A 12,349-nucleotide genomic window follows, 5' to 3' on the forward strand; every position below is an offset into this window, starting at 1 on the left:
TCCCGGCTGTGCCTTCACCGACCGTTCCCTCGGCCACCTACCGGCTGCAGTTCTCCAAGGACACCACGTTCACCGACGCCGTGGAGCTGCTGCCCTACCTCGACGCGCTGGGCGTCGGCGGGCTCTATGCCTCTCCGCTGCTCGAATCCGGGGCGGGCTCCAACCACGGCTACGACGTGGTCGACCCCACCCGGGTCTCGCAGGAGCGGGGCGGCGAGGAGGGACGCCGCGCCCTCGTGGCGGCGGTGCGCGATCGGGGCCTGCAGTTCGTCCTGGACATCGTGCCCAACCACCTCGGCGTCGATGTGGCGAAGGCCAACCCCTGGTGGTGGGACGTCCTCACCCACGGCCGCGCGTCGCGCTACGCCGGCCATTTCGACATCGACTGGGATGCCGGGCCGGTGCTCCTGCCGATCCTCGACGCCGACGAGGAGAAGGCGCTCTCGGAGCTGTCGTTGTCCGATGACCGCTCGGAGCTGCGCTACTACGAGCACGTGTTCCCGGTGGCATCCGGCACGGGCGACACCGGCTCACCGCAGGAGGTCCACGAGCGCCAGCACTACCGGCTCGTGTCCTGGAAGCGCGGTGCGGCGGAGCTCACCTACCGCCGGTTCTTCGACGTCTCCACCCTCGCCGCCGTGCGCGTCGAGATCCCGGAGGTCTTCGAGGACACACACCGGGAGATCCTGCGCTGGGTGCACGCCGGAGAGGTCGACGGCATCCGGGTCGACCACCCGGACGGACTGTCCGACCCCGGCGGCTACGTCCGGCGGCTGCGGGCTGCGATCGGGCCGCGCCGGTGGCTTCTCGTGGAGAAGATCCTCGGTGTCGGTGAGGAGCTGCCTCCGTCGTGGCCCGTGAACGGCACCTCGGGTTACGAGGCGCTGCGCGAGATCCAGGGCGTGTTCGTCGACGCGTCCGGGGCAGGCCTACTCACCCAGTTCGCGGCCGAACACGTGGGCCGCAAGGAGTCGCTGCACGCGGCGGAGCACACGGCGCGCCGCGAGGTGGCCGACACGATCCTCGCGGCGGAGGTGCGCCGTATCGCCTCGTTGGTACCCGTGCCCGAGGCGGCGCCGGCCACCGAGGAGGAGCCGGGCGAGGCGGCCGAGCGCGTGCGCGCCGCCGTGGCCGAACTGCTCTGTGGCTTCCCCGTGTACCGCAGCTACCTGCCCGAGGGACGCTCCACACTCGAGATCGCGGTCTCGGTGGCCCGCACCCACCGGCCCGATCTCGCCGACGTGCTGAGCAGCATCCGCTCGGCGATGCTCGCCGAGCCGCGCGGCCTGCTCGCCACCCGGGTGCAGCAGACGTCGGGCATGGTGATGGCCAAGGGCGTGGAGGACACCACGTTCTACCGCTGGAACCGCTTCGTCGCGCTCAACGAGGTGGGCGGCGATCCGTCCCGCTTCGGCGTGTCGCCCAGCGAGTTCCACACCGCCATGGCGGCCAGGGAGGCCTCCTGGCCTGCCACGATGACCACCCTGTCCACCCACGACACCAAGCGCTCCGAGGACGTCCGGGCCCGGCTCGCGGTGATCGCGGAGATGCCCGGCGAGTGGATCGAGCGGATGCGCCGCTGGTCCGCCGCGCACCCGCTCCCCGACCCGTCGTTCGAGCTGCTCGCCTGGCAGAACCTCGTCGGCGCGTGGCCGATCTCCCCCGAGCGGTTCGCGAGCTATCTCACCAAGGCCTCGAAGGAGGCCAAGCTCGTCACCAGCCACGTCGACGCGGTCCCGGAGGTGGACGAGGCGATCGCGGCCTGGCCGGCGCAGGTGCTGGCGGACGCCGACGTGGTGGCCGAGATCGAGGAGTTCGTCGGGCGGATCTCCGCGCCCGGCCGGTCGAACTCGCTGGGCCAGAAGCTGCTGCAGATCGCCGGACCGGGCGTGCCCGACGTCTACCAGGGCACCGAGCTGTTCGAGTACTCCCTTGTCGACCCCGACAACCGGCGCCCGGTCGACTGGGCGCAGCGCCGGGAGCTCCTCGCCCGTCTGGACGAGGGCTGGCTGCCCGACGTCGACGCGTCGGGAGCGGCGAAGTTGCTGGTCACGGCCAGTGCGCTGCGGCTGCGCCGCTTCCGGCCGGAGGTGTTCACCGGGTACCGGCCGCTGCACGCCGAGGGTCCGGCTGCGCACCACGCGATCGCGTTCGCCCGCTCCGCATCGCTGGTGGCTGTGGCCACGCGGCTCCCGGTGGGGCTCGCGGAGCGCGGCGGCTGGGAGGACACCGTCCTCCCGCTCCCGGAGGGCGCCACCGACTGGCAGGACGTCATCACGGGAGCCGCCGTCGACGGCTCCGCGCCGTCGCTGGCGCGGGTGCTGGAGCGGTACCCGGTGGCGTTGCTCGTGCGGCCGGCCTAGCAATCCGGTGATCGCGATGCGATACGTCACACCCCTGGACCGGGCGAGGCGCCACGGCGCCGGGAAGGATCATGCGGCGTGACCGAATTCGCCGTATGGGCACCGCAGTGTGCCCAGGTCAGAGTGCTGGTCGACGGCACCGTGTACCCGATGGCCGTCGACGGGACCTGGTGGTGGCGCGCCACCGTCGAGGACGCGAGCCCGGGCAGCTCCTACGCCTTCCTGCTCGACGACGACGAGACGCCGCTGCCCGACCCCAGGTCGCGCTGGCAGCCCAACGGGGTCCACGGCGCGTCCCGCGTGTACGACGACTCGGCGTTCTACTGGACCGACCACGACTGGACCGGTCGCCAGCTGCCCGGCAGCGTGATCTACGAACTGCACATCGGCACGTTCACCCCGCACGGCTCGTTCGACGCTGCGGTCGAGCGGCTCGACCACCTCGTCGAGCTGGGCGTCGACCTCGTGGAGGTACTGCCGGTCAACGCGGTCGACGGCCCGCGCAACTGGGGCTACGACGGCGTCGGCTGGTACGCCGTCACCGAGAACTACGGCGGCCCGGACGCCTTCAAGCGGTTCGTCGACGCCTGCCACGCCCGGGGGCTGGGCGTGGTGCTCGACGCCGTCTACAACCACCTCGGCCCGTCCGGGGCGTATCTCGACCGGTTCGGCCCGTACTTCGCCGGCAGCAACATGTGGGGCCCGTCGCTGAACCTCGACGGCCCGCATTCGGAGCCGGTGCGCCGGTACGTGATCGACAACGCGCTGATGTGGCTGCGTGACTTCCATGTCGACGGGCTGCGTCTCGACGCCGTCCACGCGCTGCGTGACACGCGCGCGACACACGTGCTCGAGCAGCTCGCGGCCGAGGTGGAGGCGCTCTCCACCCACGTGGGCCGGCCGCTGTCGCTGATCGCCGAGTCGGACCTGAACGACCCGCGGCTGATCACCGCGCGGGAGGCTGGCGGCTACGGCCTGCACGGGCAGTGGACCGACGACATCCACCACAGCCTCCACACCGCGCTCACCGGCGAGTCGCAGGGCTACTACGCCGATTTCGCCGCGGCGGGGCTCACCGGCCTGGCACACGTGTTCACGCGGGCCTTCCTCCACGAGGGCACGTGGTCGAGCTTTCGGCAGCGCCGCCACGGTGCGGGCGTCGACACCCGGCGTATCCCGGGCCACCGCTTCGTCGCGTACCTGCAGAACCACGATCAGATCGGCAACCGCGCCACGGGCGATCGGCTCACCCAGACGCTCTCCCCCGGTCTGCTCGCTTGCGGTGCAGCGCTGGTGTTCAGCTCGCCGTTCACCCCGATGCTGTTCATGGGCGAGGAGTGGGGAGCTCGGACGCCCTGGCAGTTCTTCTCCTACTTCCCCGACCCGGCGCTGCGGGAAGCGGTGCGCAACGGCCGCGCCGCCGAGTTCGCCGAGCACGGCTGGGGCGATGTCGAGGTGCCCGACCCCAACGCGGAGAGCACCTTCCTCGACTCCAAGCTGGAATGGGACGAGGCCACGCTCGAACCGCACGCCACGCTGCTGCGGGTGTACAAGGAGCTGATCGCGCTGCGCAAGGCGTGGCCGGAGCTGTCCGACCCGTGGCTGGACGACGTGGAGGTGGACGTCGACGAGGAGGTGCGCACCGTCGTGCTGCACCGCGGGCGGCTGCGGGTGGCGTGCAACCTCGGCAGCGACGTGGTCACGATCGCGCTCGGTGCCCCCCTCGCGCGGATTCTGCTGGCCTCGGAGCCGGTGGAGGGCGAGGCCGACACCGTGAGCCTGCCGCCGGAGTCGTTCGCGATCGTGCAGCTCACCTGATCCGGGCGCTGATCGCGCTCGGGCGCGGCACGCACCGCGCCGTCAGGCAGTCGCCTCGACGCTGCGCGCCGGCCCACCTGCTGCGGCGGCGTCGAGCAGCGCCGCCGCTGCCCGCTGGGCCTGCTGTGCCGCTCGTGGCTCCGGCAGCACCGCCGCGGCCGTCATGGCTCCCTCTGCCAGGAGCAGCAGGTGCTCGCCGATGCCCGCAGGGTCGGGGACGTCGAGATCGTGCGCGAGGTCGAGCAGGTACTCGCGGAAGAGGTCCTTGTGCCTGCGGACGGCCGCGAGGACCAGTGGCGCGCTCCCGCCCAGCTCGCCGAAGGCGTTGATGAAGGCGCAGCCCCGGAAGTCCGGCTCGGCGAACCAGAGACCCAGCCAGTCGAAGACGGCGAGCATCCGCTCTCGGGGGCTCCCGCCGTGGCGGGCGACATAATCGGCGAGCCGGCCGCGCCACCGTTCGTCGCGCGCGTCGAGATACGCCGCGACCAGGTGTTCCTTGGACGGGAAGAGCTGGTAGAGCCGCTTGAGCGAGACACCTGCGGCGGTGCGGACCTCGTCGATGCCGACGGCTCGAATGCCTCGGGCGTAGTACAGGGCCTCGGCCGCCCCTAGCAGTCGTTCGGCGTCAGTGCGACCCACGCCACTCCCCCACCTCTACGAGAACGTGCGTTCTCTAAGCTACTCGCACCGAGCGAGAACGATCGTTCTCGCCCCCGGATACGAGGAGAGCTGATCCATGGCCGGTCGCCCGCCCTACCCCCCGTTCGACGCCGAGACAGCCGCTCAGAAGGTGCAGGCCGCCGAGGACGCCTGGAACACCTGTGACCCGGAGAAGGTGTCGCTCGCCTACACCGTGGACTCGGAGTGGCGCAACCGCGACCGGCACGTCACGGGCCGGGACGAGATCGTCGCGTTCCTCACAGAGAAGTGGAAGCGCGAGCTCGACTACGCCCTGCGCAAGGAGCTGTGGTCGTTCACCGGCAATCGGATCGCCGTGCGGTTCCAGTACGAGAGCCACGACGCGTCCGGCCAGTGGTTCCGCAGCTACGGCAACGAGCTCTGGGAGTTCACCGACGACGGTCTGATGCGCCGCCGCGAGGCGAGCATCAACGACCGCCCGATCGATGAATCGGAGCGCCGAATCTTCGGACCGCGCCCGGAGGACGAGCGCGGGGTACCGTTCCCCGTGTGGTGACCCACCGTCGGTGGGCGGTGCCGTCGGGGGACCGCCCACCGACGTCACGCCACTCTCAGATGAGCCCGAGCTTCTTCACGGCGTCGCGCTCCTCCACCACCTCGGCCACGGAGGCGTCGATCCGGCTGCGGGAGAACTCGTTGATGTCGAGCCCCTGCACGATCTCCCAGGCGCCGTTCTTCGCGGTCACCGGGAACGACGAGATGATCCCCTCGGCCACGCCGTAGGAGCCGTCCGACGGGATCGCCGCCGAGGTCCAGTCGCCCTCCGGGGTGTCGTTGACCCAGTCGTAGATGTGGTCGATGGCGGCGTTGGCAGCCGACGCGGCCGAGGACGCACCACGGGCCTCGATGATCGCCGCGCCACGCTTGGCGACGGTGGGGATGAAGTCGTCGCGCAGCCAGGCGTCGTCCACCTGCTCGGCGGCGATCTTGCCGTTGACCTCGGCGTGGTAGAGGTCGGGGTACTGGGTGGCCGAGTGGTTGCCCCAGATCGTCAGCTTGACGATGTCCTCGACCGGCACCGACAGCTTCTTCGCGAGCTGCGCGACGGCACGGTTGTGGTCGAGGCGGGTCATGGCGCTGAAGCGCTCGGCAGGCACGTCGGGGGCGGCGGCCTGGGCGATGAGGGCGTTGGTGTTGGCCGGGTTGCCGACCACGAGCACGCGGACGTCGTCGGCGGCACCGGCGTTGATGGCCCGACCCTGCGGCGCGAAGATGCCGCCGTTGGCCTCGAGAAGGTCGCCGCGCTCCATGCCCTTCGTGCGCGGGCGGGCACCCACCAGCAGCGCGATGTTCACACCGTCGAAGGCCGCGGTGGCGTCGTCGGTGATGTCGATGCCCGTGAGCAGCGGGAACGCACAGTCGTCGAGTTCCATCGCAGTGCCCTCGGCGGCCTTGACCGCCTGCGGGATCTCCAGCAGGCGCAGCCGAACGGGCTTGTCCGGCCCGAGAAGCTGCCCGGAGGCGATCCGGAAGAGCAGCGCGTAGCCGATCTGGCCTGCGGCTCCGGTGACGGTGACGGTGACAGGTGACGAGGTCGACGAAGACACGCAGGCAGGCTAGCCCTCTGTCGAGCCAGTCGCCGTCATGGGGAGCACGTTCCGGGCCCGGAGTGGGCATCGGCACAACGACCACCGCCGGCGAAGGGAAACGGATCTCTATCGGCCGTCCGATGGATCCGCGGACCGTTCCGTCCTCATTATCCTTTTCGCATGACCGCCGCCGCGTCCTCACCCACCGACCCCGGCGCCACCCCCACGACCGCACGCTCTCTCGCCCCGGACCTGGCGCGCGGCGGCATGCTCCTGCTCATCGCGCTCGCCAACGTGCACGTCTACGTCTACGGGCACCCGATCGGTCCCCGCGGCTACCCGACGACTCTCGACAGCGCCGACCAGGTGGTGGCCCTGCTCCAGATGACCCTCGTCGACGGGCGGGCCTATCCGCTCTTCGGACTGCTCTTCGGCTACGGGATCGTGCAGCTCGCGTGGCGGCGCAGCGCGGTGGGCCTACCGGCGCCCGCCGTCACGAAGCTCGTGCGGCGGCGCGGCGCCTGGATGATCGTCATCGGCCTGGCCCACGGGGTGTTGCTCTGGCCCGGCGACATCATCGGCTGCTACGGGCTGCTGGCCGTGCTGATGGCCGGCATGCTCGTGCGCGGAACGGATCGCGCGCTGATCACCACCGCAATCGTCGGCGTCGTCCTGGTGACGCTGCTGAACGCAGGGAGCGGCATCCCGCTGCCCGGCGAACAGAACTCCTTCCTGCCCTCGATGACCATCGAGAACCCCCTTGCCGCCATGGCTGTTCGGTCCGTCGAGTGGCTCGGCATCGGCCTGCTGTTCCAGTCCATCGGCGTGTTCGCTGCGGTGGCGTTGGGCGCCTGGGCCGCCCGGCGGCGGCTGCTCGACGAGCCGGAGCGGCACCGCCTGTTGCTGGCGCGCCTCGCCGTGGCGGGGGTCGCGGCGGCGGTGCTGCTCGGGCTGCCCATGGCCCTGATGGCCGCGCAGTTGTGGACCGCACCGCCGATCGGCCTCGTTCTGCTCGCCGGGGCGCTGCACACCGTCGGCGGTTACGCCGGCGGGATCGGGTACGCGGCAGCCTTCGGGCTTCTTGCGATCCGGCTCACGCAGCGCGGTGGCCCCGGACCGGTCACCCACGCCCTGCAGGCCTGCGGGCAGCGGTCACTCTCGTGCTACCTCGCCCAGTCCGTCGCGTTCGTGGCGCTGCTGCCTGCCTGGACGCTCGGGCTCGGCGACGACGCCCACCTGTGGCAGACCGCGCTTCTCGCGATCGGGACGTGGCTGGTGATCCTGCTGGTGGCCGACGCGTCGGAGCGCGCCGGCTACCGCGGGCCGGCGGAGATCCTCTTGCGCAGGCTGACCTACGGGCCACGCCGCACTCCCCAGCCCGCCTGAGGGCCGTGAGATGGACGTGAGCGCTGCCGAGGCGGGCTACCGTCTCTCCGGTGAGCCGCGCGCAGCCGCCGTCCGACCCCTTCGGCGGGGACGGGTCCGATCGTCCCCCGTCGTGGATGGGCGCCCCGGGCTACTCGCCCTACCGGGACGACCTGCCGCCGCACGCCCCCATGCCGGGCGCCCCGCCCTACCCCGCGGCGCCGGAGCCCGCACCGCCCCCGGTCGGGCGGCCTGCACCCGGCACGAAGTTCCTGACGGCGCTCGGAGCGGCCGCGATCTGGGCCGCGGTCAACGTCGTGCTGGTTCTGATCGTCGCCGGGGCGCCTCCCGCAGGCTCGGCCGTGGCCCGGCTCCTGGGCGCACTGGTGGTCCCTGCCGTGCTGGCGGCGCTGGCGGTCTGGCTGATCGCCCGCCACCGGGGATGGGCGTTCTGGATGTTGGTGGTGACCGCCGCGCCGTTCTTCTGGGTGCTGCGCGCGCTGGCCACCCTGGTGGGAGGGTGAACCCTCCTCATCCCCGGTAGGGGGCGAGCCCGCCGCTCAGCAGCCCGAAGGCGTGGTCGGCCTCGGCGAGTGCGTCCGGCTCGCGTTCGTCGGCGCTCATGCCGCGCGCGATACAGGCCTGGTTGGCCTCGGCCAGACTGCGCTGCGTATGGAGGATCTGGCCGGCGGCCAGGCGAGCCGTGACCTCTGCGAACCGTGAGTCTGCCGGCGTCGTCTCGTGCAGAGCGGCGGCAAGCGCGTCCTCGCCGGCCGCGTGGTATCGCACTACCGCGGACTGCAGCGCCTGTGTGCCGGTGATGAGCCGGTAGAACGCAACGACCTGGGGATGGTCACAGAGCCCGGTGATCGGGTCGCGCTCCGCAAGGCGGGCTCGCAGATGCCGGTGCAGCGCGTCGAGCGGCGCCTCACCATCCCCCCTTCCGCGGACCACCCGCGCGGCCTCGTTCTCGTGGTCGGCGATGCGGTGCAGGACCAGGTCGTCCTTCGTGGGGAAGTACGCGAACAGCGTGCGCTTGGACACCTCCGCCGCGGCGGCGATGTCGGCGACGGACACCTGGTCGTAGCCGCGCTCCAGGAAGAGCGCGATCGCCGCCTCCGAGATGGCCTGCCGCGTGCGGACCTTCTTGCGCTCCCGCAGCCCACCCGTTGATTCCACTCGGCGATATTACATCGGGTTGATAGTTGCACTCGGTCTACTTATGCTCTCGGTGTGAAAAACGACGCGACACGTGACGCCGACGTCCTCGTGATCGGTGCCGGCCCGACCGGACTCACCCTCGCCGGTGAGCTCGCCCTCGCCGGCGCCGCCGTCACCGTCATCGAGCGGCAGGAGACCCCGAGCGGACAGAGCCGGGGCGGCGGAATCTCGGCCCGGACGTGTGAGGTCCTTGCCATGCGGGGGCTGATCGACGCCGCCACCGCGGTGGCCGTCACGCTCGGGGCCGGGGGCGGGCACTTCGCCGGGTTGCCGGTGCCGCTCGACGCGCGGCCGTGGCGCACCCGCCACCCCGACGGCCTGATGATCCCGCAGGACCGCCTGGAGCAGGTCCTCGAATCGCGCGTCCGCGAGCTCGGCGCCGTCGTCCACCGCGGCACCGAGCTCACCGCCCTGACCCTCGGCGACGACGAGGTGAGCGCGACCGTCACCGGACCCGATGGCCCGGATGTGCTCCGCAGCCGCTACCTGGTCGCCTGCGACGGCGGGCACAGCTCCGTCCGGAGGGTGACCGGCGTCCCGTTCCCCGGGCGAGCCGGCACGATGGCCGCGGTGACCGCCGACATCGAGCTGGCCACGGCCTCCGAGACGGTGCCGCAGACGGTGGGTCACATCAGCGAGCACACCCGCCGTGGCGGCGGCTACTGGATGCTGATGCACCCGCTCGGCGACACGACCGACCCGTCCACGCCGCATCGAGTGGTGTTCGGCGGCCCGGAACAGGCCACGCTGCCGAGGGACGCGCCGGTCACGGAGGCCGAGGTGACCGCGGCGCTGACAGCGGTGCACGGCCCGGAGACGAAGCTGGGGCGGCTGCGCTGGGGCACCCGGTTCAGCGACGCCACCCGGCAGCTCACCAGCTATCGGCACGGACGCGTCCTGTTCGCCGGCGATGCCGCCCACATCCACCCGCCGATGGGCGGTCAAGGGCTCAACCTGGGCGTGCAGGACGCGATGAACCTCGGTTGGAAGCTCGCCGCACAGCTACGGGGTGACGCACCAGCGGGACTGCTCGACAGCTACCACGCGGAACGGCACCCCGTGGCCGCCCGCGTCCTCGCGATGACGCGGGCGCAGAGCGTGCTGATGAGCCCGCCACCCGACGCCGACGACGTCCGCGCGCTGCGCGACATCATGATCGACCTGGCCCGCCTGCCCGACGCCAACCGCTACCTCGCCGGGATGATGTCGGGCCTGGACCTGCGCTACGAGATGAGCATCGAACGTCTCGACGATCACCCGCTGGTCGGCACCCGCATGGTCGACCTGTCGCTCGAGACCGCGGACGAACCGACCACGGTCAGCACGCTGTTGCGCTCCGGGCGCGGCCTGCTCCTCGAGCTCGGCGCGGCGGATGCGGGCGAAGCGACCGATGCCGTGCATCCTCGCGTCGATCGGGTCGTCGCACGCGTCGTCGACTCGTCGGTGGGCACCACGGTGGGAGCCGACCGGGTGCTGGTCCGCCCGGACGGCTACGTCTGCTGGGCCGGCAGCGATCCATCCGACTCGCCGGAGGCCGCGCTCCGCCGCTGGTTCGGCGCTGCCGTGCCCGTCAGCTCGTCCGCCGCCGCGCGCTGATCACGCCTGTGTCGAAGCCCGCGACGTGCAGGCCGCCGTGGAAGCGCGCGTGTTCCACCTTCAGGCACCGGTCCATCACGACCTCCAGCCCGGCCGCCTCCGCACGCCGCGCGACCTCCTCGTCGAACAGCCCGAACTGGAGCCACAACGTGCGCACGCCGTCGAGTGCGAGGACATCGTCGAGGACGCTCGGCAGATCCTCCCGGCGCCGGAACACGTCGACGAGGTCGGGGACGACGGGAAGATCCGCGAGCTTCTTGTAGACGGGGCGCCCGAGGATCTCGCTGGCGTTCGGGTTGACGAAGTAGACGTCGAAGTCGGTGCTGGCCAGCAGGTAGGTGGCCACGAAGTTGCTGGCCCTCGCCGGGTTCGGCGATGCCCCCACAACGGCGACGGTGCGCGTGGCGCGCAGGATCTGCTGCCGCCGTGTGGCCGACGGGTTCTCCCAGGTCATGAGTCCGCCTTCGCGGCCGCGGCGAGAGCCTGATCCAGATCCCAGAGGATGTCGTCGGGGTCCTCCAGCCCGACGCTGATGCGTACGAGATCCGGCGGCACCCCGGCGTCGCGGAGCTGCTCGTCGGTCAACTGCTGGTGGGTGGTGGAGCCGGGGTGGATCACGAGCGTCCTGGCGTCGCCGATGTTGGCCAGGTGGCTGCACAGCTGCACCGACTCGATGAACCGCTGCCCGGCCTCGCGCCCGCCCTGCACGCCGAACGAGAAGACCGCGCCCGGCCCGAGCGGCAGATAGCGGGCGGCCCGGTCGTGGTGGGGATGGCCGGGCAGCCCGGCCCAGCGGACGTAGGACACGCGCGGGTCGGCGGCGAGCCACTCGGCTACGACGCGGGCGTTGGCGACGTGCGCCTCCATGCGTTGCGGCAGCGTCTCCACCCCCTGGATCAGCAGGAACGCGCTGTGCGCCGACAACGAGGCGCCGACGTCACGCAGCTGCTCCGCGCGCAGCTTGGTGAGGAACCCGTACTCCTGGAAGTTGCCCCACCAGGTGAGCCCACCGTAGGACGGCACCGGTTCCGTCATCTGCGGAAAGTTGCCGTTGCCCCAGTTGAAGCGGCCCGACTCGATCACCACGCCGCCCAGCGTGGTGCCGTGGCCGCCGAGGAACTTCGTGGCCGAGTGGATCACGATGTCGGCGCCGTGCTCGATCGGGCGGCACAGGTACGGGGTGGCGATCGTGGCGTCGACGACCAGTGGGATCCCCGCGGAGTGGGCGACCTCGGCGAGCGCAGCGATGTCGGCGATCTCTCCGCCCGGGTTCGACACGACCTCACAGAACAACAGCTTGGTGCGCGGCGTGATCGCCGCTGCGAACGCCTCGGCCGCATCGCCGGGCACGAAGGTCGTGTCCACCCCGAACCGCCGCAGCGTCACGTCGAGCTGCGTGATCGTGCCGCCGTAGAGCCCGGCGGCGGCCACGATGTGGTCGCCCGCCCCGGCGAGGCAGGCGAACGTCAGGAACTCGGCTGCCTGCCCGCTGGACGTGGCGACCGCGCCGATCCCCCCGTCCAGGCTGGCGAGCCGTTCCTCCAGGGTGGCCACCGTGGGGTTGGCGATCCGGCTGTAGATCAGCCCGTACTTCTGCAGCGCAAACAGGCTCGCGGCGTCGGTGGTGTCCTCGAAGACGAAGCTCGTGGACTGGTATATCGGCACGGCCCGGGCGCCGGTGGCCGAGTCGGGCACGTGCCCCGCATGCACCGCCCGGGTGCGGAAGCCCCAGTTGCGGTCCTGATCGCTCATGCCGTT

At 71.5% G+C, this 12,349-nt stretch carries 11 protein-coding genes; 6 read left to right on the plus strand and 5 right to left on the minus strand.

What is annotated here, in order from left to right:
- The first annotated feature begins 8 nt into the window (after positions 1-8).
- Both treY and treZ read left to right on the plus strand, forming a co-directional pair.
- Complete coding sequence (gene treY, locus ABD743_RS22895; protein WP_344724195.1) at positions 9-2,363, plus strand: malto-oligosyltrehalose synthase; 2,355 nt, start codon at positions 9-11, stop codon at positions 2,361-2,363.
- A gap of 78 nt (positions 2,364-2,441) precedes the next feature.
- Positions 2,442-4,181 (plus strand): malto-oligosyltrehalose trehalohydrolase, encoded by a 1,740-nt coding sequence (treZ, locus tag ABD743_RS22900; protein ID WP_344724196.1) that lies wholly within the window; start codon positions 2,442-2,444, stop codon positions 4,179-4,181.
- A gap of 42 nt (positions 4,182-4,223) precedes the next feature.
- On the opposite strand, the gene ABD743_RS22905 is transcribed toward treZ, so the two are convergent.
- Complete coding sequence (locus ABD743_RS22905) at positions 4,224-4,820, minus strand: TetR/AcrR family transcriptional regulator (protein WP_344724198.1); 597 nt, start codon at positions 4,818-4,820, stop codon at positions 4,224-4,226.
- 97 nt (positions 4,821-4,917) lie between these two features.
- Between ABD743_RS22905 and ABD743_RS22910 the strand changes: the two genes are divergently transcribed.
- Complete coding sequence (locus ABD743_RS22910) at positions 4,918-5,376, plus strand: nuclear transport factor 2 family protein (RefSeq protein ID WP_344724199.1); 459 nt, start codon at positions 4,918-4,920, stop codon at positions 5,374-5,376.
- A gap of 55 nt (positions 5,377-5,431) precedes the next feature.
- On the opposite strand, the gene ABD743_RS22915 is transcribed toward ABD743_RS22910, so the two are convergent.
- A complete protein-coding gene (locus tag ABD743_RS22915; RefSeq protein ID WP_344724201.1) occupies positions 5,432-6,427 on the minus strand; it encodes a malate dehydrogenase in 996 nt (331 codons plus the stop codon).
- A 162-nt stretch (positions 6,428-6,589) separates the two neighbouring features.
- On the opposite strand from ABD743_RS22915, the gene ABD743_RS22920 reads away from it, so the two are divergent.
- Together ABD743_RS22920 and ABD743_RS22925 are read left to right on the plus strand one after the other, a co-directional pair.
- On the plus strand, positions 6,590-7,795 hold the full coding sequence (locus ABD743_RS22920) for a DUF418 domain-containing protein (protein WP_344724202.1): 1,206 nt from the start codon (positions 6,590-6,592) through the stop codon (positions 7,793-7,795).
- 50 nt (positions 7,796-7,845) lie between these two features.
- Complete coding sequence (locus ABD743_RS22925) at positions 7,846-8,298, plus strand: hypothetical protein (protein ID WP_344724203.1); 453 nt, start codon at positions 7,846-7,848, stop codon at positions 8,296-8,298.
- Between the two features lie 7 nt (positions 8,299-8,305).
- Here the strand turns inward: ABD743_RS22925 and ABD743_RS22930 are convergent, their stop codons facing one another.
- Positions 8,306-8,953: a TetR/AcrR family transcriptional regulator gene (locus ABD743_RS22930; RefSeq protein WP_344724204.1), complete on the minus strand. Its 648-nt coding sequence runs from the start codon at positions 8,951-8,953 to the stop codon at positions 8,306-8,308.
- Between the two features lie 54 nt (positions 8,954-9,007).
- Here ABD743_RS22930 and ABD743_RS22935 point away from each other — a divergent pair, with 54 nt between their 5' ends.
- A complete protein-coding gene (locus ABD743_RS22935) occupies positions 9,008-10,591 on the plus strand; it encodes an FAD-dependent oxidoreductase (protein WP_344724205.1) in 1,584 nt (527 codons plus the stop codon).
- Here the strand turns inward: ABD743_RS22935 and ABD743_RS22940 are convergent.
- Both ABD743_RS22940 and ABD743_RS22945 read right to left on the minus strand, forming a co-directional pair.
- Positions 10,566-11,045 (minus strand): CoA-binding protein, encoded by a 480-nt coding sequence (locus tag ABD743_RS22940; protein ID WP_344724206.1) that lies wholly within the window; start codon positions 11,043-11,045, stop codon positions 10,566-10,568. The genes ABD743_RS22935 and ABD743_RS22940 overlap by 26 nt on opposite strands.
- Entirely contained in the window at positions 11,042-12,343 is a 1,302-nt protein-coding gene (locus ABD743_RS22945) for an O-acetylhomoserine aminocarboxypropyltransferase/cysteine synthase family protein (RefSeq protein ID WP_344724207.1), read from the minus strand. Before ABD743_RS22945 ends, ABD743_RS22940 begins: the two co-directional genes overlap by 4 nt.
- Between the last annotated feature and the right edge of the window lie 6 nt (positions 12,344-12,349).

The organism is Pseudonocardia yunnanensis, from assembly GCF_039534065.1.
Taxonomy (GTDB): Bacteria; Actinomycetota; Actinomycetes; order Mycobacteriales; family Pseudonocardiaceae; genus Pseudonocardia; species Pseudonocardia yunnanensis.

Excerpts from the sequence above, each read along its gene's own strand:
- ABD743_RS22910 (WP_344724199.1), top strand. The coding sequence starts at position 4,918 with ATGGCCGGTCGCCCGCCCTACCCCCCGTTCGACGCCGAGACAGCCGCT.
- ABD743_RS22920 (WP_344724202.1), top strand. The coding sequence starts at position 6,590 with ATGACCGCCGCCGCGTCCTCACCCACCGACCCCGGCGCCACCCCCACG.
- ABD743_RS22940 (WP_344724206.1), bottom strand. The coding sequence starts at position 11,045 with ATGACCTGGGAGAACCCGTCGGCCACACGGCGGCAGCAGATCCTGCGC.
- ABD743_RS22945 (WP_344724207.1), bottom strand. The coding sequence starts at position 12,343 with ATGAGCGATCAGGACCGCAACTGGGGCTTCCGCACCCGGGCGGTGCAT.